General features: G+C 38.4%; 18 protein-coding genes. 12 read left to right on the plus strand and 6 right to left on the minus strand.

Features of this window, described 5'->3' with window-relative positions:
- Positions 1 to 302: 302 nt before the first annotated feature.
- Together H4J50_RS14055 and H4J50_RS14060 are read left to right on the plus strand one after the other, a co-directional pair.
- Positions 303 to 1,598 (plus strand): hypothetical protein, encoded by a 1,296-nt coding sequence (locus H4J50_RS14055; protein WP_259366255.1) that lies wholly within the window; start codon positions 303 to 305, stop codon positions 1,596 to 1,598.
- Positions 1,599 to 1,908: 310 nt separating this feature from the next.
- Complete coding sequence (locus H4J50_RS14060; protein WP_182257081.1) at positions 1,909 to 2,904, plus strand: catalase family peroxidase; 996 nt, start codon at positions 1,909 to 1,911, stop codon at positions 2,902 to 2,904.
- Positions 2,905 to 3,066: 162 nt separating this feature from the next.
- On the opposite strand, the gene H4J50_RS14065 is transcribed toward H4J50_RS14060, so the two are convergent.
- From H4J50_RS14065 to H4J50_RS14085, 5 genes are all read right to left on the minus strand, one after another.
- Complete coding sequence (locus H4J50_RS14065) at positions 3,067 to 4,476, minus strand: aldehyde dehydrogenase family protein (protein ID WP_182257082.1); 1,410 nt, start codon at positions 4,474 to 4,476, stop codon at positions 3,067 to 3,069.
- Between the two features lie 59 nt (positions 4,477 to 4,535).
- Positions 4,536 to 6,194: an acetolactate synthase large subunit gene (locus H4J50_RS14070; protein ID WP_108455618.1), complete on the minus strand. Its 1,659-nt coding sequence runs from the start codon at positions 6,192 to 6,194 to the stop codon at positions 4,536 to 4,538.
- A gap of 368 nt (positions 6,195 to 6,562) precedes the next feature.
- A complete protein-coding gene (locus tag H4J50_RS14075) occupies positions 6,563 to 7,165 on the minus strand; it encodes a flavin reductase family protein (RefSeq protein ID WP_182257083.1) in 603 nt (200 codons plus the stop codon).
- A 148-nt stretch (positions 7,166 to 7,313) separates the two neighbouring features.
- Positions 7,314 to 7,871 (minus strand): YbhB/YbcL family Raf kinase inhibitor-like protein, encoded by a 558-nt coding sequence (locus H4J50_RS14080; protein WP_182257084.1) that lies wholly within the window; start codon positions 7,869 to 7,871, stop codon positions 7,314 to 7,316.
- Positions 7,872 to 8,090: 219 nt separating this feature from the next.
- Positions 8,091 to 10,904, minus strand: a complete 2,814-nt coding sequence (locus H4J50_RS14085) for a TonB-dependent receptor domain-containing protein (RefSeq protein WP_182257085.1) — start codon at positions 10,902 to 10,904, stop codon at positions 8,091 to 8,093.
- A 548-nt stretch (positions 10,905 to 11,452) separates the two neighbouring features.
- Between H4J50_RS14085 and H4J50_RS14090 the strand changes: the two genes are divergently transcribed.
- Genes H4J50_RS14090 through H4J50_RS14100 form a run of 3 tightly spaced genes read left to right on the plus strand, consistent with a single transcriptional unit; the run spans position 11,453 to position 14,972 of the window.
- Positions 11,453 to 12,604, plus strand: coding sequence for an acyl-CoA dehydrogenase family protein (locus H4J50_RS14090; RefSeq protein ID WP_182257086.1), 1,152 nt, complete (start codon positions 11,453 to 11,455; stop codon positions 12,602 to 12,604).
- Positions 12,605 to 12,630: 26 nt separating this feature from the next.
- Positions 12,631 to 13,830 (plus strand): acyl-CoA dehydrogenase family protein, encoded by a 1,200-nt coding sequence (locus H4J50_RS14095; RefSeq protein WP_182257087.1) that lies wholly within the window; start codon positions 12,631 to 12,633, stop codon positions 13,828 to 13,830.
- Positions 13,831 to 13,850: 20 nt separating this feature from the next.
- Positions 13,851 to 14,972 carry an acyl-CoA dehydrogenase family protein gene (locus H4J50_RS14100; RefSeq protein WP_182257088.1) on the plus strand — a complete coding sequence of 374 codons (1,122 nt, stop codon included), beginning with the start codon at positions 13,851 to 13,853 and terminating at the stop codon, positions 14,970 to 14,972.
- Positions 14,973 to 15,242: 270 nt separating this feature from the next.
- Here H4J50_RS14100 and H4J50_RS14105 read toward each other — a convergent pair whose 3' ends face one another.
- On the minus strand, positions 15,243 to 16,841 hold the full coding sequence (locus H4J50_RS14105) for a cation:proton antiporter (protein WP_108455611.1): 1,599 nt from the start codon (positions 16,839 to 16,841) through the stop codon (positions 15,243 to 15,245).
- Between the two features lie 469 nt (positions 16,842 to 17,310).
- Here H4J50_RS14105 and H4J50_RS14110 point away from each other — a divergent pair, with 469 nt between their 5' ends.
- From H4J50_RS14110 to ureG, 7 genes are all read left to right on the plus strand, one after another.
- Positions 17,311 to 18,222, plus strand: a complete 912-nt coding sequence (locus H4J50_RS14110) for an urease accessory protein UreD (RefSeq protein WP_182257089.1) — start codon at positions 17,311 to 17,313, stop codon at positions 18,220 to 18,222.
- A gap of 75 nt (positions 18,223 to 18,297) precedes the next feature.
- Positions 18,298 to 18,600: an urease subunit gamma gene (locus H4J50_RS14115; RefSeq protein ID WP_108455609.1), complete on the plus strand. Its 303-nt coding sequence runs from the start codon at positions 18,298 to 18,300 to the stop codon at positions 18,598 to 18,600.
- Positions 18,601 to 18,628: 28 nt separating this feature from the next.
- Positions 18,629 to 18,934, plus strand: a complete 306-nt coding sequence (locus H4J50_RS14120) for an urease subunit beta (protein WP_182257095.1) — start codon at positions 18,629 to 18,631, stop codon at positions 18,932 to 18,934.
- A gap of 2 nt (positions 18,935 to 18,936) precedes the next feature.
- Positions 18,937 to 20,640, plus strand: a complete 1,704-nt coding sequence (gene ureC / locus H4J50_RS14125) for an urease subunit alpha (RefSeq protein WP_182257090.1) — start codon at positions 18,937 to 18,939, stop codon at positions 20,638 to 20,640.
- Between the two features lie 8 nt (positions 20,641 to 20,648).
- Entirely contained in the window at positions 20,649 to 21,143 is a 495-nt protein-coding gene (locus H4J50_RS14130; RefSeq protein WP_182257091.1) for an urease accessory protein UreE, read from the plus strand.
- Positions 21,133 to 21,879, plus strand: a complete 747-nt coding sequence (locus H4J50_RS14135) for an urease accessory protein UreF (protein ID WP_182257092.1) — start codon at positions 21,133 to 21,135, stop codon at positions 21,877 to 21,879. Before H4J50_RS14130 ends, H4J50_RS14135 begins: the two co-directional genes overlap by 11 nt.
- 34 nt (positions 21,880 to 21,913) lie before the next feature.
- Positions 21,914 to 22,360: urease accessory protein UreG (ureG, locus tag H4J50_RS14140; protein WP_182257093.1), on the plus strand; the 447-nt coding region annotated here is incomplete at its 3' end.

The raw sequence follows: 22,360 nt of genomic DNA on the forward strand, positions 1-22,360 counted from the left end.
GTAAAACATGAATGAATAAAATTAAATATCCCCTAACAGCCCCGGCGTTACTTGAACAGAAACTGTCATTTAGGAAATAAGATGACAAGACCTAAAAACGAAAGTTTTTTAATACGGCTTTTAACATCAACTATTCATGTAAAAGAAAACTACTGATGAGTAATGCTAGTGACATGAAACACGATAAGAGCTTAAGTCTCCCCTCTTTTTGGCTATCGCCTTTATGCCTAGTGATTATTTTTTTCACGACCTTGATAACAGAATGGACTGGATACCAACCAACAGCACTTTTGGCTGTATTCATGCTAATAATATTTATTATTATTGAGTGGAAATCTCTAGACTTATCAACAAAAATCATCACATCAGTTGCTATTGGCTTAACAATATCCTTGTTATTGTTGTCTCAAATATCATTACACCAGCTAGGTATGTTAAGTCGCAGCGTAGTTTTTTTTGCATTTTTTTTAATTGCCCTTGGGCTATTAAAAGAAGCAGCCTTAAGCTCAAATTCAGTTAACCTCACCGGCCATGTACTTTTACAGCAACACCCTGTCAGACGTTATGCGTTGCTCAGCTTTGCTAGCCATATTTTGGGCATATTAATGAGTGTTGGCGCTATTAATTTATTAGGTACCATGATCCAGAGAAGTTTACTTGAAAATAAAGATACCGTTGACACACGAATCAGCAGTACAAGACAGCGGCGCATGATGTTAGCTGTCCTGCGAGGTTTTTGTAGTATACCTTTGTGGGCTCCTACCTCAATCACCATTACGCTATTAGTAACCACTATCCCTAATTTACAGTGGATAGATATTATCCCCTATGGCTTATACCTCACATTAGCGCTACTTTTATTTGGCATTTGGCTCGACCATGTTCAGGCGCCCAAACATCTTAGACATCTTGTGCCAAAAATTTCCAACAATTTTTCAGACTTGAAGGTGAGTTACCCCATTATTATGGTTGTCATCACGTTAGCATTAATATCGGGGTTACTAATACTTACCACTCCATTACGACCGATTTCTGCGGTGTTAGTCAGTGCGCCGATAGTTAGCATAGTTTGGATATATTCGCAGTATCGTCGATCATTTAATAAACTCAGCGCAGTAAAGTTAACGGTTAAACGTTTTGGAACCGACATATTTTTTAGATTACCGTTACAACGTTCAGAAATTGTTTTTTTTGCAGGGTCGGTTCTCATTGGCCGTTTGTTATTGGCGGTGTTAGATCTTGACTGGTTTGCACAACAATTAGCTCATTTGAATATATCTGCTGCGCAGATATTAATTGCATCTTCATGGCTAATATATATAGCCGCACTTTTATTTGTCAGTCCGATGATTTCCGTCACATTAATGGCTGGAGCCTTGTCTCAATTGCCGAATGTCGAACATATGCCAGTTACCATAGCGCTTGTAATGATGATGACTTGGGCTGTAGTTGCCGGTAGCTCTCCGTCTACTACTTCTGTTCGTATTAGCGCTAGAATAACCGAAATTTCTCCCTTTCAAATGGGAGTAAAGTGGAATGGTTTATACAGCATAATAGTACTATTGGCTTTAGACATTTTTCTTATTATATTTGTGTAATTAGCAAGGGTGTTAAACCATTATTCAGCAGTTTACTTGCAATATATGAGCAGAGTTAAATATTAATAACTTACATTAACCACTTGAAATTAAATGAATTTATATCCAGTTAATCTAACAAGGTTACTGAGTTCTCTGTATACAAAAGTTTTACATATGCAAAGAAAGCTTAGCCTATTCGCTCCTATAAGGAGTGTATAAGGAATCGATTCAATAGCTTTTGATATCATTGAAAATAATATTATGATCTTAGCAGCTAAATTTTTCGTACTTTTAACCATCGATGTAATAATAACACTAAGGAACACCAATGAAACATAACCTCATCACCTCAAGTATTACTACTTTATTTATAATGGCAAGTGCTGCTGCAACTTCAAATGCATTAGCAACTGAAAAAGAAATTCAAGCAAATGATTTAGTTGAAATGTTCGAAAAGCTCGGTGGAAAACATCCTGGTTATAGAAAGGCACATGCTAATGGTTTATGTGCATCAGGCACTTTTTTGCCAGCGCCTAATAAGCACTTCACAGGAGCAGCCTTATTATCGAGTGGTGAGTTACCAGTATCACTGCGTTTTTCCGTCGGTGGTGCTAATCCAAATAGTGATGAAAAAGCCCCTGGCACTCGTGGTGTGGGCATGCAAATAAAGTTGCCTAACGGCGCTTTACATACTTTCACAGGTAATAACTTCCCTGTGTTTGCTGGCAAAAACCCTGAAGTTTTTTATGGTTTTTTGTCTACTTTACTTCCTGACGAAAATGGTAAAGCTGACCCAGAAAAAACAATCGCATTTGTCGAAAATAATCCAAGCGTTCAAGCTAACGTTTTATGGAATAAAACGGCTAAAACACCAGCGTCATTTGCCAATACTGAGTTTTTTGGTCTTCACACATTTTACTTTGAACAATCGAATGGACAAAAAACTAAATTTCGCTGGAATATTGAACCAAGCTTAGGTGTAAAGACACTGGAAAAAGCAGAGGTTGCTAATATGCCATCTGAGTTTTTAGCAGATACTTTCGCGCAGCAACTTAAAGATAGCAAGGTTAGTTTTACCATTATGGCGAGCTTAGGTGAGGCAGAAGATAGTGATATTGACCCATCAAAACAGTGGCCAAGTGAACGTGCTAAAGTAGCGCTTGGAACAGTTACGGTTAATACTAGTGGCGGTGATGCATGCAAAAATACTAACTTTGACCCTAACATATTGTCGGCAGGGTTTACCCCAAGCGCAGATCCAATATTAAGAATGCGTTCACCTGCTTACGCTATCTCTTTTGGCAAAAGATTAAGTAATCAATAACTAACCATTTAATAATAATATCTAGTCAAAAGCTAAAACGTTAGCTTAATTAATAATAGTACAAATAAAGGAGTTTCTAGCAACTAGAGACTCCTTTATTTTTTAACGATACATTCTATAAAAGGTTACTAAAATTAAATCAATATTGGTGCTTAGCAAGACTTAAAGCTTAATAACTGCCATTTTATCTTGCGACATATCATGCATGGTATAAGCGATACCTCCGGTGTTATAACCCGAGTGTTTGCGCCCAGCAAAAGGCATCCAATCAACGCGAAATGCAGTGTGGTCATTAACCATAACCGCAGTAGCATCTAATTCATTTATTGCCTTCATGGCTATATCTAGATTTTTAGTAAATACCGACGCTTGAAATGCAAATTCTAAAGCGTTAGCTTGAGCAATCGCTTGATTAATATCGTCATAGCCATACACACAAACAACAGGTCCAAAAATTTCCATAGTAGAAACTTTTGCATCTACTGGCGGCTCAAGCAGTACGGTTGGTGCATAAGTTGTTTCGCCTAATCGCTTACCTCCGGTTAGCAATGTTGCGCCTGCTGACACGGCTTCATCAACCCAAGCTTCAATACGATCAACTTCTGCAGGTCGAATAAGGGGTCCACACTCAGTTGATTCATCAATAGCATTACCGACAATAAGTTTTGCTGCACCATCTGCTAACTTTTGGGCGATTGCTTTAGCTTTGGCTTTAGGCGCAAAAATACGTTGTACAGAAACACAAACTTGACCTGAATGATAAAAACCGCCTTTGAGCAAGCTCGGGATCATCGCGTCTATATCGGCACTCTCTTCAATAATTACCGGAGCAACTCCACCATGTTCTAATGCGCAACGTGTGCCTGGTGCTAATTTAGAGCGCAACATCCAACCTACTTTAGCTGAACCAATAAAACTTAAAAAAGCGACACGAGGATCTGTGATCATTCTTTCAGACGTTGCCGTTTCACACATAACAAAACGGCACCACTGTGGTGGTAATCCCGCTTGATGCAAAATATCAACAAATGCCTTACAAGATAATGGCGTGTCTCCGGCAGGTTTAACAAGCACAGGACAACCCGCAGCAATGGCTGGAGCCACCTGATGTACAATTAAGTTTAACGGATGATTAAACGCTGAAACAGCAACAACAACGCCGATAGGCTCCTTACTGGTATAGGCAATTCTTCCAGCACCCGCTTGGGTTAAATCCATGGGGATTTGGCTCCCCTTTAAGTTGGCTATTTCTTTAGCACACAACTCCACACCATCAATTGCTCTCGTGACTTCTACTCGAGCATCAACCAGCGGTTTACCGCCTTCGCTTGCAATTAAAAGTGCTAATTCATCTGCTCTTTCAGAAATTAACACGGCTACTTTCTTGAGGATATTTATTCGCTCAAATGCTGGTAGCCATTGCTGACGGTCTTTAAAGAGTTGCTCAGAAGTCGTTAAATAATTATCTATCTTTGCCCACTCTAACATCGGCACAGAGCCTAGATAAGTTTGATCATATGGATTAAAAACATCAAGCTTCTCAGCTATCTTACTTTTGTCTAAATCGACCATAATATCCTCTTTAATAGGTTAAAGTTAGTTTGAAAATAAGCAATATTAAAATAACACTTTTAAATCAAACAAACTTTCGCTGCCAACTCATCAATTAATACTTTTTTATTTTCAGAATAATCAACGGGCAATTCAACAAGATGAACCCCTCCCGCTGAAAATGCTTTTTCATAAGTTGCAATAATATCTTCAGCAGATGTAACTCTATGCCCTGTCGCGCCATAACTTTCTGCGTATTTAACAAAATCAGGATTGTTAAACTCTAAGCCCCAATCATCAAAACCAACACTGGCTTGCTTCCAACGGATCATCCCATAAGAGTTGTCGTTTAACACCGTTATCACTAGGTTCAAACCTAAACGAATTGCTGTTTCTATCTCTTGTGAGTTCATCATAAAACCGCCATCACCACATATTGCCATTACGCGTCGATCAGGATGTAACATCGCAACCATCATAGCCGATGGCAGGCCTGCTCCCATGGTAGCAAGCGCATTATCAAGTAATACTGTATTGGGTTGATAAGCTTTATAGTTTCGTGCAAACCAAAGTTTATACATGCCGTTATCAAGGGCTATAATGTCTTTTTCGCCCATAACCTTTCGAATATCTGCAACGAAGCGTTGTGGAATAATAGGAAAGCGAGCGTCATCAGCACTTTCTTCAATATGTTCATCAATCGCGAGTTTTATTTTATCAAAGTAGCTTCTATCGAACTTAACCTCTCCCGCTAATTTATCTTTTAATGCGTTCACTGAGGTCACTAAATCGCCAACAATTTCTGATTGTGGAAAATAAACTTGGTCAACTTGCGCTGATTTATAATTGACATGAATAACTTTCTTACCTCCTGATTCCATAAAAAAAGGCGGTTTTTCAATAACATCATGACCAATATTAATAATGACATCGGCACGTTCAATAGCACAATGTAGGTAGTCACCCGATGATAAAGCTGCAGTACCTAAAAATAGACTTGAGCGTTCATCAACAACGCCTTTACCCATTTGCGTAACAAAAAACGGAATACGGGTAGCATCAATAAAATCAGACAGTGCCGTTCGAACGTTTTTACGGTTTGCGCCAGCTCCAATCAAGATTAACGGCATTTTAGCTGTTTTTATCAGTGCAACCGCTTCGTCAATAGCAACATCGTTAGGACTAGCATAATGGCGCTTATGAGGCATTATGATGTCTGCATTACAGTCTTCTTCTGCAATGTCTTCAGGTAGTTCTAAAAGCACGGCGCCGGGACGTTCTTCTTCACTAAGGCGAAAAGCTTCACGCACTAATGAAGGAATAGTATTACCGTGAACAATTTGTTTAGACATTTTGCAGATAGGATCAAACAAGCCAACCACATCAATAATTTGAAACTGTCCTTGCTTCGAGGTTTTAATTGGTTTTTGGCCCGTGATCATAATTAAGGGCATGCCACCTAAATGAGCATAAGCTGCAGGTGTTGCTAAGTTAGTTGCTCCTGGCCCAAGTGTTGCCATGCAAACACCGGCTTTACCGGTAAGGCGCCCATAAGTTGCAGCCATAAACCCAGCACCTTGCTCATGGCGAGTTAAAACGAGCTTAATTGATGACTTACGTAAAGACTCCACCATATCCAGATTTTCTTCTCCTGGTACAGCAAAAATATGATCTACACCTTCCGCTTCTAATGCTTGTACAAATAAATCAGATGCTTTTACCTTGTTTTTCTCAGTCATAATTTGTCCTTTATCAGTCCTGCAAAAATGTTTTTAAGATAATATCTACTCAGCTACCCTAACATTGAATCACCTTAAAATAACTTGTTACACGCTTAATAGCGGCATAACATTGTCAACTATATTTAACGATTGAAAGTGTGTTTTAGATCAATTAACGTTGTTAACTAAATAAATTAGACAGCTCACTCACGTTTGAGGAAGTAAAAGTAACCCTACTGAGCATTGCGATAGCAACAATGATAATTACCGAAGAATGATCAACTAAAAATCCCCTAAATTTCGCTTAGGCTATATTTCATCATTGGTTAAAAAAAGGTGGATAAGAGTGAAAGTAATCTGTGATATTTAATGGTAAAAATTTGCTTTTATGGCCGCTTAAGTTCTACATTTTTAGTTGTAAAACTGAAGTAATCTCCGCCCATTTTACCCACTGAATCAATTGATTTTTGATTTATACTGCCATCGTTATACAGGTCATCTCGAACATAAACATACTTTACATCGAGAAGGATTACCGTACCGCCTGTGGGTAAATCACTTACCGGAATAACTTCTCTTAAAGTACACTCGTATCGAATTGGCGCATCTTTAACTGAGCTAGGCTGTACTTTATAACTTGCACAACTTTCAACGTCAGCGAAATCGAATTCACTTTCATCAATTTTCAGACTTGCACTGGTCTGATTCATTTTTTCTAATAAAGCGGAATTAACGATATTGACAACACATTCACCCGTTTCAATTAAATTTTGCAAGGTGTCTTTATCAATGCCACTTCGTTGTGTTACTTGGGTATAAAGCAGCACAGGAGGATTACAGCTTGCGACTGTAAAAAATGAATAAGGCGCTAAATTATCAATATTATCGCGTGATCGGGTACTGATCCAAGCGATTGGTCTGGGAGTTATACCACCATTTAAGAGACGATACTTTTCTTGGCTTTCTAATTTAGCAACATCAAAAATCATTTATTTTCCATTTAATTTTACTTACATTTGACTGTAAATATACTACGTATGCAATGCCGTTGAAGTTCAGTTCAGTTCAGTTCAGTTCACCGACTAAACATATAGTAAGCCAAATAAGATTAATTCAATCATACTTCATATATTCAGGCTAATCGCGTTGGTACAAAGACTCAATCGTGCTTGATTCTATAGAGTGTAGATTTATCATGTAACCTGCTAATGCACCAGAGGCGTTTTCTGGCAATTCGATTTTTTCGACAGCCAGTGCATGAATTGTAAAACGATAAAGATGCAAACCATCGCCTTTAGGTGGGCAAGCGCCACTAAAAGCTGGAATACTGAAATCATTTTCTATTTGAGTACTCCCGATTGGTGTACTAGTATTTTTTTTACTACCTGCGCCGGTTGGCATTTCCATTACTGTTATTGGTATGTTTATTATCTGCCAATGCCACCAACCACTGCCTGAAGATGTATCGGGGTCATAAGCTGTAATAGCAAAACTTTTGGTGCCTTTAGGTGCGTTAGACCATTTAAGGTGTGGTGACAAGTCTCCTCCTGAACAATTATAGCCATTGAATTCATGTATTTTAGACATAAATTCACCTTGTATAATATCCTGACTTGTTAATGTTAGCGGTGCTGAAAAAACCGATACAGATACGCTGAGTGATAAAACTAAAAGTAGTTTAAGTTTAATAAGCATAATGACCCTTATTTATTTTTATATTATTTGATCAAAAGCGCGATTAAAAGGCGCTCTTCGCTCTGATACATTCCTGTGTCTGCAACATACCGTAATTTCTGTACATAAAAAATCCGATGATTTTAACCATCGGATTTTTATCTCATCAGTCAACAAAGCCAGGATTAGTACCTTATCTTCATGAGTAAATGACTTAACTTTTTTGTCTCATTTTAGTGATTATTCACCAAATTTATGCACAACGCTGATTTTAAATGTACGACCTAAAGGGTTATGTGTAAATGGGTCATAGTTTAAATCTAAACGAGCAAAAGGAGGCTCTTCATCCGTTAAATTACTTACCGTTAAGTTAACCTTGGTTAGATCATCATTAAAGATATAGTTATAACTTAAATCAAGCTGTACTTGGCTATCAATGACTTGACCTCTAGTGTTAGTGGTAAATAACGAATCTCGTTCATCTTTATAATCACTTACATAATAAGCAGATAAACTAATATTATGATTCTCAAAATCGAAGCTATTGATCATGGTAGCTTTATACTTAGGTATTGGACGATTAGAGTTAGTATTATTTAGGAAACCAGCTGCGTCAAAAGCTTCTGATAAATCATCACCAGCCACTTTATATTCCGCGGTATACGTTCCATTCATGTCCAAGGTCCAATAATCGGTAACATTTAAGCGTAATTGAACGTCAATACCACTTGTTTTAACATCAGCGCCATTGATAATTTTAGTTTCAATACGTTCAACTGTATTTGCGTTACCAGGCTCTGTCCATTGCACTTGATCAACATAAGGTTGTTTACCGGCAACTGCAGCAGCTAATACTGCATTATAGTTTTCAACAATGATTGGATCACTTAGGTCAAAGGACCAAAAATCAACGGTTGCGAATAAGCGATCATCCCAAAACTCACCAATAACACCAAAGTTTAGTGCAACGGCAGATTCAGGTGCTAAGGCACCATTTCCTTGAGTATCAACAGCTTTAAAGGCGGCAGGAGCTCCAACATAAGAAAGCGTTGTATTACTACCTTCTAGTTGATTAAGTGTTGGTCCCCTAAAGGTTGTACTGGCAGAGCCTCGTAATGAAAAGTTATCATTAATGGTGTATTGCGCTGATACTTTTGGATCTAAGGTATCACCAACATCTCCGCCATAATCTTCATAACGTAAGGCTATTTGCATTTTTAAATCATCTGATACTGGTAACGCTAATTCACTGAATAAAGCATAAATACTTTGCGATGAATCTTGATTTAACTCACCACTACGAAAATGAAAAACCCCCGTTGGGTTTGCACAATCTGTTTCACCCATTACTGGACATGGATTTATAGCTAAATTTCCTAGGTCATTAACTTCATTTGAAAAAGATTCATAACGATACTGAGTACCAACAGCAAACTCAACAACACCGCCGTCCAATTCAATATCTAAATCACCTGAAAGTAAGCCATCAAGCACTAATAATTCAGTGGCTTTTTGCGAAGTTCTTGTTCCTGACACATAATCTAACACCTCTTGTGTATTAGCTAGTTCAGGTTGATAGTTTGGGTTAGTCGCACCATTAGAAGCCGATGTTTCAATGCCGTTAGAAAACGGATTAAAGAATAAACAGCCATTTGCACCGGGTACACCCGCATCCATATCACAATTATCGCCACCATAACCTAACAAAGCATTCTTCAATGGTACGATTAAGGTATCGGGGTTACTGCGATAATCAAGTTTTGAATTTGAATAAGCAAAACCTGTTTCCCAGTTATAGCCATTATCAAATTTACCTTCCAGGTCTGCTGCAATACGATAAGTTTTATAGTCTAAACCACCTTCACTTGACGGCCCAGTAACACCTACGGTGCGACCAATATAAGCGACGCGATTTAACGAAGGGTGAGGAGCACTAGCAAATTCAGGATTGCTCGCCACTAAAGCTTGCCATGCTGGATGATAGGTCGGTACATAACGATCTGAAAAATCGACCAACTTTTGTGGAGGATAAGACGGCGAGCCATAAGTGGTGGGAACCTCAGTTTCTGAATACAACACTTCAACATGTAATCTAATATCATTGTTAAAGTCATGGTTTAATTCACTAAAAACTTTTAAGTGTGTATCACCATCATTTAATGCTGAGAATGGCGTATATTGAAATCTACATAAACCCGCTTTTGTTCCGCCTAATACTTCACAACCTGGATCTAATAAATATTTAGGTTGTGAATCATCACCAAGCCAAGCAGCATTAAATATCGACGGCGGATTACCTATTGATGACCAACCACCTTGCGGGTTAGCAGCATAATCTTGTACCGCCCAATCTTTATCTGCAGTGCTTATAGTGTTGGTTTTATCATAGCTCACAGAAGTTACCCAATGGGTATCATCATTGCCTAAGCCAAAGATTAAACCTAAGCCGTAATCGCCATCACTATCTTGTAAATTTTTATAGTCCGCTTTTACTTCTAAGCCTTCAAAATCGCCTCGGGTTGTAAAGTTCACTACACCTGCTATTGCATCAGAACCATATATAGCTGCTGCACCTTCTTTTAACATGTCAACGCGCTTAACCGCCATTGAAGGAATATCTTGGGTGTTAACATAAAGCATTTGTTGGTCAACAATAGAGTAAGGGTTAAAGGTGTGTCTTTTACCATTAATGAGTACTAATGTACGCCCTGCCCCGAGTCCTCTTAAATTAATGTTCGAAGTACCTTCGGTGCCATTAGAGCCGTATTGATTAGAATTACCTTGAATACCAGAGCTAATTGACAATTTTTGTGTCATTTCAACGATAGATGGAGAGCCTATTTTTTCTAAATCGGCTCTACTAATCGTTTGTACAGGTGCTGAGGTTTCAAGTGCTGAACCTTTTAAATGAGAACCAATAATTTGGATTTTCTCAATATCTTTTGCATCTGTTTCTTTTACTTCTTCGGCATATATGGCAGTGCTGCCCATTAACCCAAGCACAGCACTGATGGCGATTGTTATAGCATTTTGCTTTAATCTGGTATTTTTCATCTGCTTCCCCGTTATTCACTTTGTTTTATTATGGTTTTAATATTTTCAATTAATGGCTATTAGATAACTGCCAATAGTCATTAATTATTCTGTTAACTGCGATGATTCTCCGCCAGCGTCTTGGTTGTAAAGTAATAATAAATTCGCACATAAAATATTTATAAAGATTCATAAAAACTGCACTTACAGTTTTCTATCTAGAGCATATTTTGCGTTAAACAATCATTTATTAATCCAACCGCGATAAGGTTAATTCCTGCGTCGTTCAAATTAAAAACAGTTTAATAAACCTACACACTAATAAACAATTCGAACCGATACTAGTTCTGCCTAGCGGAATATGCAAGTACTTTATTTGACCACAAGTTCCACTTAATTTAAATTTAACCTAATATTAACATTAATGCTGACAACATTTATTTAGAGCAAAAATTCTATATTTATTGTTTATTAAGTGTATACAGCGGTATTAGTTATAATTACATCTTGATATTACATTAATCATGTGTTCCACTGTGCGGAATGTAAAATTTTCTAAGGGATTGTAAATGATTCGAGATAAAGAAATGTTGGATCAATTTCTCAACAGTATTTCAAAGTTCGTTAGAGAACGTTTAGTTCCTGCGGAAAATGAAGTAGCAGAAAATGACGCTATTCCAGATGATATTGTGCAAGAAATGAAAGCTATGGGCTTGTTCGGTATGACCATTCCTGAAGAGTATGATGGTTTAGGCCTGACTATGGAGGAGGAAGCGCTTGTCGCCATTGAGTTAGGTAGAACATCACCGGCTTTTCGCTCACTCATTGGGACTAACAATGGAATTGGCTCTGCAGCCATTGTATTCGACGGAACAGACGAACAAAAGCAAACCTACTTACCCAAATATGCCACAGGTGAGCTAATTGGATCTTTCTGTTTAACAGAGCCAGACGTTGGCTCTGACGCCTCAGCAGTAAAAACTACGGCAATAAAACAGGGTGATGAGTATATTATTAATGGTACTAAGCGTTTTATTACTAATGCCCCAAGAGCTGGCACTTTTACCGTAATGGCTCGAACAGATTTATCGATTAAAGGCGCTAAAGGTATATCTGCCTTTATTGTAGATGCCTCTACGCCAGGCATTACATTGGGTGCTAAAGATAAAAAGATGGGTCAGCAAGGATCACATACCTGTGACGTTATTTTTGAAAATTGTCATGTCCCGGCCAAAAATATTATTGGAGGGGTAGAAGGAAAAGGCTTTATAACGTCAATGAAAGTATTAGATAGAGGCAGATTACATATTTCAGCCTTAAGTGTCGGCATTGCTGAACGTTTAATTGACGATGCATTAAGGTATGCAATAGACAGAAAGCAATTTGGAAAACCCATTGCCGAGCACCAAATGATTCAAGTCATGTTAGCAGACAGTAAAGCTGAAGCTTACGCCGCAAAATGCATGGTACTTGATGCTGCAAGACAAAAAGATTTAGGCAAAAAGATAAGTACTGAAGCATCTTGTTGTAAATTGTTTGCCACAGAAATGGTTGGCCGAGTCGCTGACAAAGCTGTTCAAATTCATGGTGGTGCAGGTTATATTTCAGAATACGCAGTAGAAAGACTTTATCGTGACGTTAGGTTATTCAGGTTATACGAAGGTACGACACAAATTCAACAAATGATTATTGCCAAAAATATGATCAGAGATATTCAATAAATTAAGACCAACGAAGGATTTGCACAATGAATTTAAATTTTACCGCCCAAGAAAAAAACTTTCAACAAGAAGTGCAGCAATTTTTGCAAGATAAATTGCCAAAAAACATCGCTCAAAAAACCAAAAATTCGATACATTTATCAAAAGATGAATGTATTGAGTGGCAAAAAATACTGCATAAACAAGGTTGGTCAGCACTTAATTGGCCAGTTGAGCACGGTGGAACCGGTTGGACACAAACGCAAAAATATATTTTTGCCAATGAATGCGCTAAAGCCGGTGGCCCAGATGTGATCCCTTTTGGATTGAAAATGGTTGCACCTGTCATTTATACCTTTGGTAATGAAGAACAAAAACAACGTTTTCTACCTGATATATTAGCCAGTAATGTTTGGTGGTGTCAGGGTTATTCAGAACCTGGTGCAGGTTCTGATCTTGCGTCGGTTAGAACAACAGCGGTAAAAGAAGGCGATGAATATGTTGTTAACGGCACCAAAACATGGACAACACTCGGGCAACATGCTGATTGGATATTTTGCTTAGTTAGAACAGGAGAGCCTAGCGCGAAAAATCAAGAAGCGATCAGTTTCCTGTTAATCAACATGCACGACCCTAAAATTACTGTATCACCCATTATTACTATTGATGGTAGACATGAAGTTAATGAAGTTCACTTTGATAATGCGCGAGTACCTACTGAAAATCTTATCGGCGTGGAAGGCAAAGGTTGGACATACGCTAAAGTCCTATTAACACATGAGCGAACAGGTATTGCTCGGGTTGCTATTTCCAAAGATCGCCTAGTGCAATTAAAAACCTTGGCTCAAACATCTCCGGATGGAGATAACAAACTGATTGATGACGCTATTTTTGCGCAAAAAGTCGCACAAGTAGAATTAGACTTATTAGCCCTAGAGTATACTGAGTTACGCACCCTTTCAGCCATTAGTACAGGTCAAGCACCGGGACCAGAATCATCAATATTAAAAATTGTTGGCACCCAAGTTATTCAAGCGATAGACGAGTTGTATGTTGAAGCCGCTGGGTACTACTCAATGCCATATGTTCCTGAGCAATTCAATGATGACTTTGACGGGCAAAGCATTGGTCCTGATATGGCAACGAATAGTTCATTACGTTACTTTAATAACCGAAAAGCATCCATTTACGGTGGCAGTAACGAAATTCAAACTAACATCATCAGCAAAGCCGTTTTAGGCCTTTAAATTAGTATTAGGAGTTTACAATGGACTTTTCGTTAAATAGCGAACAACAAATGATTCAAGATAGTGTATCGAAGTTTATTCTCAACGATTACGATTTTGAAACACGTAGAAAAATACTCGAAACTAACACAGGTTTTAGTCAAGAAAATTGGCGCTTATTTGCTGAACTTGGCTGGTTAATGCTGCCATTTACCGAAGAAGACGGTGGTTTAGGTGGTTCTATGGTCGACCTTATGCTGGTCATGGAAGAGTTTGGTAAAGGCATGGTCGTTGAACCATTTTTAGCAACTGCCGTTATGTCAGGTGGCTTAATTGCCTTGGCGGGTAATCAAGCACAAAAAGACGATTACCTACCTAGAATCATGGCAGGTGAACTACAAATGGCCTTTGCCTATGCTGAACCACAAAGCCGTTATCATTTAAATAATGTAAAATGTAGCGCTAGTGAAAACAATGGTGAATTTGTTATTACAGGTCACAAGTCTGTCGTGTTAAACGGTAATCATGCTGATACTTTAATCGTTGCCGCGCGAACTTCAGGGGCAACAAATGACAACAATGGCATCAGTTTATTTCTTGTTGATGCTAATCACCCAAGTGTTAAACGTGAAGGTTATGCCAATGTTGACGGACACCAAGCCGCTGACATTTGGTTTGATAATACCCCGACCCTTGGATTGTTAGGTGAGCAAGACAATGCTTTGCCAGCCATTAACAATATTATCGACAAAGCCACACTCGCTGTTTGCGCCGAAGCTGTTGGTGCCATGCAAATAGCCAATGAACGCACAGTAGAGTATGCAAAAACACGTAAACAGTTTGGTCGTACTATTGGCACTTTCCAAGCACTGCAACATCGACTAGTAAATATGTTTATCGAGCACCAACAAGCTAAGTCGATGCTGTTAATGGCTGTATTAAAAATGGACAGTAATAATGGTCAAGATGCCAAAGCATTATCGGCAGCGAAAAGTCGAATTGGTAAAGCAGCAAACTTAGTGGGCCGTGAAGCGGTACAACTGCATGGTGCTATAGGCATGACTGATGAGCTTGATGTAGGTCATATATTTAAACGATTAACTACCATACAATTTTTGTTTGGTAGTACTGATATTCATACCAAACGTTTTGCATCTTTATAACCCATTAATTAGTCATACCTCATAAAAAATGCCTTGAATTGATTCAGTACAATTCAAGGCATTTTTATTCTCAATGTAGAAATAACCAAAACATTAGTTTATATCCGTAATTTCACTTCCTAATGCAACAAAAACACTGATTAAATAAAAACACTAATTAAATAAAAATTAGTAGACTAAACTAGTTAACTAATTTTGTTACTTAAAATAAGCTCAACAAACTTGATATTAAAACTAAATAACAGAGGTAAGAATATTCTACTCTTTAAATCAAAGCATGCTTTGTTTAACTAAAAGCACTGCTGTTTCGTGCTGCGCATGAACAAAAGAGCTTATTTTTATATCGGCTAGTGCCGCTTTTTCCTCTAAGGTACTCACTTTAACAATTAGATTTGCTTCAGGATAATAATCCAACACAGCTTCACAAATAACTTGTTTATTCGCTACAGAGTTAACCGTAACAATAATACTCTTAGTTTGTTCTACCCGTAACGCTTCCAATACTGGCGCTTTGTCTAAATGGCCAAAATATGCGTTATAGCCACGCTTTCTTGCCAGCAATACATGCTGTAAGTTATCAGAAATAATTAAGAAACTTACGTCTTTATTGCTGAGTTCTTTTGCAACAATTCTACCCAAAATAGCAAAACCACACACAATGGTATGATTAGAGGCTTGAACAGGTGTTATTTTGTCGGATTCAAAAAACTCAACAACAAATATAGCGGCAATTTTATAGATATTACTGACCATAAAGGGCGTTAATATCATTGATAACACAGTGATCAATATTAAAAAGCTGCCAATACTTTCCGACAACAGGTTGTGATTCATTGCCATAGCAAAAATAGCAAACGAAAACTCCCCTACTTGGCATAACGCTACCGCAGATTTTATCGACTCACTTTTATTAGATTTCATTCTGATCAATAGATAAATAATCAATGCCTTTATCAACATAACCAGCGCTAAAACCCCCAACACCCAATGCAGATTACTGACAAAATATAAAACATCAATTTTGGTGCCGATAGCAAAGAAAAACGCCCCTAATAATAAATCTTTATACGACGCTATATCTGACTCAACTTTTATATGAAATTTAGTTTCGGCGATGATCATACCAGCGATAAAGGCGCCTAAAGAATAGGTAAAACCCATTTCATGTGCTAGTAATGACGCGCCCAAAACGATAGTAAACACTGAACTTAAAAAGAGCTCTTCCATACGGGCACTGGCCGAAAAGTGTAATAGCCAAGCAATTAATTTTTTGCCGATAGTAAACATAAAAAGAATAATAACGCCGGCATACAAAAAAGTTTTTAATAATATGTCTGACATCGATAATTCATTATTCGATAAAAAACCCATCAGTAATAAAATAGGGATCACCGCTAGGTCTTGAAATACCAATATAGCGACTGATTTTTTGCCATAAGGCGTAACAATATCTTTTGATTTTTTCAGATAGGGTAAAACGATAGCCGTTGAAGACAAACTAAATGCAAGGGCAATAACTAAAGACGTAATGGGTTCGACATTAAAGATATAAAAGGCCATCGCAAAGATAACCAAGGAACTGAAAGCCACCTGCACAAAACCATTAAAAAATATCAGCTCTTTCATTTTACCTAGTTTAGAAAAAGACATTTCTAAACCTATAGTAAACATAAGAAAAACAATGCCGAACTCGCCAATAAGCTCGAGTGAGTGAGGTGTAGTACTGCCATTAAAGTCGAAAAAGTTACTGACGATGGTGCCAGTAATGATATAGCCAATAATATGCGAAATTGAAAATTTGGTTAATACAATATTTATGACACTAGCAAGCGCTAACGATATAGCAATAATAACAAGTACGGAGTCCATTTGTTCCCTTAAAACTAACCTGATATTTACATCAGCAATTAAAATATACTTGTTTAATTACATGCACATTACAGACCATTAAAATAGTAAAAGTATATTAACATAAAACAAATATATTCATTAAAGTTCAATAACTTAAAATATAATAAAAAATAAAAATGCGGTTAAAAATCACCTTAGCGCCTGATATTGATGCGCCCGCACTAAATCGGTGCATTCAAATGTCTATTTTAGTCATCAATACTGCTCTTATTTATCTATGACTTAAGCGATTCAAGTTTTTAAATAAAATGCCTACAGCAACCATTACTCGTTGCTATGAATAGTATGTGACGCTAAACATTTTGCGTTAACTTAACTTAAAAATACTCAATTAACTACCTACCTATATTCTTTGGCGCAATTTGTGCAACTTGCCTTTATAACATTGATATACCTCACCGTTTTATAAAAATAATGATAAATAATAATGACAGCTAACGTGCTAACAAAAAACTTAACGACTGTGAAAACAAATAAAAGTGCTTGGCTAGCTAACCTGTTATTAGAGTTTAGTGACACTTCAAACGGCACACAGCTTACCCGCACTGAGCGCAATGGCCCGTTAAGTGTGCAAAAAGCTTTTTATCCTGAAGGGCGTGAATGCGCACATATTTATTTATTGCATCCACCAGCGGGTATTGTGTCGGGTGATGAACTACGAATAAATATTAAGGTAAATCAGCAGGCGCATAGTTTAGTGACTACGCCTGGTGCTAATCGCTTTTACCGTGCTCGTGAAGACCTTTCTATTGGTGACCCTAAACAAGCACAGCACTGCGAGTTATTTTTAGCAGAGCATGCAAAGTGTGAGAATTTTCCACTGGAAACCATTGTTTATGAAGGCGCTGATGGGGTTAATACTGTCGATGTGCATTTAAAAAGCAGCAGTGTTTATTTAGGTTGGGATATTACCTGCTTAGGATTACCACGGTCTGAGCAATTTTTTAAAGATGGTCGATACACCCAGTTAAACCGCGTTTATTGTGACGATACGTTACTTTACCACGATAGAATTTCCATTAAACCTGAGAATAAAATACAGCAACATATAGCCGGATTAAATAACAAAAGTGTGTTTGCCACTTTTATAGCTTATGCGGCAAAAGGTTTAATTAACGATACAGAAAATAAAGCACTTATCGCTAAATTACGTGATGTAGTTATTGAGGATAAAGCAGAACAAAAAATAAGTATTAGCCAAATACGGCAGTTATTAGTCATACGTTATTTAGGTCAACATGGTGAAGAATGTAAAACACTTTTCATTAAATTATGGCAATTAATGAGGCCCTTATATCTTAATAAGCCAGCCAATATCCCACGTATTTGGCATACCTAATTAAGCAGCAAGCACCTAATATATTGATGGTTTTGAAAGCAGATAAAATCGTAAAAATAAAAAATAGAGAAACCTATGGATTTATTACCAAGAGAGAAAGACAAACTACTGATATTCACCGCAGCCTTGCTAGCAGAGCGACGACTCAACCGAGGGTTAAAGTTAAATTACCCTGAAGCAATGGCTTATATTTCAATGGAAATAATTGAAGGTGCACGTGATGGTAAAACCGTTGCACAGATGATGGATTATGGTCGAACGCTATTAACACGCGAACAAGTAATGGATGGTGTTTCAGAATTAATTCCAGACGTTCAAGTAGAGGCCACATTTCCTGACGGTACTAAACTTGTCACCGTTCACAACCCCATTATTTAATCATAACTTGGATACAAGAGAATTACATATGATCCCAGGTGAAATAAAAACTGACCCAGGTAACCGTGAGCTCAACGTAGGTTGTAAGCAACTAAAAGTTATCGTGGCTAATTCAGGCGACCGACCGATTCAAGTTGGCTCGCATTATCATTTTTATGAAGTTAACCCCGCGCTACATTTTGATCGGGCAGCGGTAAAAGGTTTTCGTTTAGATATCACCTCTGGCACCGCAGTACGTTTTGAACCCGGACAAGAGCGCGAAGTAACATTGATTGCTTTTCGTGGACAGCGCCGCGTATTTGGTTTTCGTGCTGAAATTCAAGGAGATTTATAAACATGGCTAGCATTGATAAAAACGCTTACGCTCATATGTTCGGACCAACAGTTGGCGATCGCGTTCGTTTAGCCGATACCGACTTATGGTTGGAAGTTGAAAAAGATTTTACCGAATACGGTGAAGAAGTTAAGTTTGGTGGCGGAAAAGTTATTCGTGACGGCATGGGACAAAGTCAGGCCTCGTGCTTTGAAACGGTAGACTTAGTGATCACCAATGCGTTAATTATTGATCATTGGGGCATTGTTAAAGCCGATGTAGGCATTAAAAATGGTCGTATCGCCATCATTGGCAAAGCCGGTAACCCTGATATTCAAGACAATATCGATATTGAAGTAGGAGCCGGCACTGAAGTTATTGCTGGCGAAGGACAAATTCTAACCGCGGGCGGAATTGACGCGCACATTCACTTTATTTGTCCGCAACAAATAGAAGAAGCATTAATGTCAGGTGTCACCACCATGATCGGTGGCGGAACTGGCCCAGCTACAGGCACTAAGGCGACCACCTGTACGCCGGGTCCGTGGAATATTTATAAAATGCTGCAAGCCACTAATGACTTTCCAATGAATTTTGGCTTTTTAGGTAAAGGTAATACTAGTTTACCTCTTGCACTAGAAGAACAAATTGAAGCCGGTGTTTGTGGCTTAAAACTTCATGAAGATTGGGGAACAACACCTGCGTCTATTGATAACTGCTTATCGGTTGCTGAACGTTACGACGTACAAATTGCTATTCACACCGATACCCTAAACGAATCGGGCTTTGTCGAAGATACTTTAGGTGCGTTTAAAGGTCGTACTATTCACACTTATCATACGGAAGGTGCTGGCGGCGGACATTCGCCTGATATTATTAGAGCCTGTGGTGAAGCCAATGTGTTGCCTTCTTCAACCAACCCCACTCGTCCCTACACCATCAATACCATTGACGAACATCTCGATATGTTGATGGTTTGTCACCATTTAGATCCTTCTATCCCAGAAGATATTGCCTTTGCTGATTCACGCATTCGTAAAGAGAGTATTGCGGCAGAAGATATAATGCACGATTTAGGTGCCATCAGTATGATCGCCTCTGACTCGCAAGCGATGGGACGGGTCGGAGAAATGATCACCCGCACTTGGCAAACCGCCCATAAAATGAAACAACAACGTGGGCCATTAGCACCTGATACCGAACGAAACGATAACTTTCGCATAAAGCGCTATATCGCAAAATACACTATAAACCCTGCAATTAGCCACGGCATTAGCCATGAAGTAGGCTCTATAGAAGTCGGTAAATTGGCTGACTTAGTATTATGGAAACCAGCATTTTTTGGTATAAAACCGGCACTGATTTTAAAGTCGGGCTTTATTGCTGCCGCGCCAATGGGCGATGCCAATGCTTCTATTCCTACGCCACAACCTGTTTATTATCGTCCCATGTTTGGTGCCTATGGTAGTGCTCCTGCAAAAACCTCAATGACATTTATGTCACAGGCTTCAATTGATGCCGATGTACCGGCAAAAATAGGTATGACACGTATGGTTGGCGTTTGTAAAAACACCCGAAACATTGGAAAGGACGATATGATCCATAACAGCTGGCAACCCAAAATAGACGTTGATGCCCAAACCTATGAAGTAAGAGCCAATGGCGAGCTGTTAACCTGCGAGCCAGCAACTACCCTGCCGTTATCTCAACTTTACTGTTTATTTTAGGAAACTACATGTTAAAAGCTTATGAACGTTTAGATCATACTCATGGTGAAATAGTTGACTCAATCACCTTAGACCAAGACACCCGTAAAAAAGCCCGTATCAAAGGTACAACAGATGGCGGCGCAGACATTGGTATTTTTATGGAACGTGGTCATCCGTTATTAGTCGGTGAAATATTAAAAACAGAATGCGGTTTATTCGTAGAAATTAAAGGCGAAGCAGAGCCTGTGTCTACCGCAATTGCAACGGACTGGCTGACGTTTTGTAAAGTTTGCTATCACTTAGGGAATAGACATACCTCATTGCAAATTGGAGAGCTTTGGTTGCGCTTTAAACCCGATCACGTTTTAGAAGCCTTAGCCGAAAAATATGGCTTAACCATTGATAAAGCACCCGCTATTTTCGAGCCAGAAAGTGGTGCTTATGGTGGCAAAGGTGGTCATTCTCATGCACATTCTGACAATATCAGTAATGAGAAACATAGCCATGCACATGCCCACTAATACGCTTAATATTGAACAAAGCAATCAACAGAATATTCAACATAATATTCAACATAATTATCCGATGCAATTAAATCGGCTACTTCAACTGTGTAGCGCCAATTTACCGGTTGGTGGCTTTTCATTCTCACAAGGCTTGGAATACGCGGTAGAAATGGGTTGGTTAACATCACCAGAAACAACCGCAAGTTGGATCGAAATTAATTTAGAAGAATCAATAGCAAAAACTGACTTAGCTATTTTAAAAAGGTTATTCAGTGCCCTACATAACAATGACTTAAACGCGTTTGCATACTGGAATACACACTTAATTGCTTGTCGTGAAAGCCATGAACTATTACTCGCTGATTTAGCCATGGGCAAAGCTTTAATAATGCTGATAAAGCAACTTAACAATATTAACGTTAGTGGCTACCAAGCGATTATACAGCTAACAGAGATCAGTTTTGTTAGCGCCTTTGCATTGTGTGCATATGTATTTAAGTTAGACCTAATTTCAGCGCAAAGCGGTTATTGCTGGACCTACATAGATAACCAGGTCGCAGCGGCAACAAAGTTAGTACCGCTTGGGCAAACGCAAGCACAAAACTTATTATTTGAATTAACTGAAAATACACAATCAATTATCGAAAAATCGAACACTATTGACGATGAAGACATCGGCACCAGTTTACCGCATTTAGCCATGGCAAGTGCTTGGCATGAATCGCAATATTCACGTCTTTTTCGTTCGTAAAAACCCAAATTATAAACTTTTAAGAGAAACAAAAATGAAGAAACAAGTTTTACGCATTGGCGTTGGCGGCCCTGTTGGTTCAGGAAAAACCGCTTTACTACGCGAATTATGCTTAGCACTACGTGACAAATATAATATGGCAGTAGTCACCAACGATATATACACACGAGAAGATGCAGAGTTTTTAACCAAAAATGGTGCACTCGCCGCCGATAGAATTATCGGCGTGGAAACAGGCGGATGTCCGCATACTGCTATTCGTGAAGATGCATCTATGAACCTAGCTGCTATCGACGAATTACAAGTTATGCATCCCAATTTAGATTTTGTTTTAGTCGAAAGTGGTGGTGACAATTTAAGTGCTACTTTTAGCCCCGAACTTTCTGATTTAACTATTTACGTTATTGATGTTTCAGCAGGCGATAAAATCCCACGTAAAGGTGGCCCAGGTATTACCAAGTCAGACTTATTAATCATTAAT

The sequence above is a fragment of the Colwellia sp. 6M3 genome (assembly GCF_014077595.1).
Taxonomy (GTDB): domain Bacteria; phylum Pseudomonadota; class Gammaproteobacteria; order Enterobacterales; family Alteromonadaceae; genus Cognaticolwellia.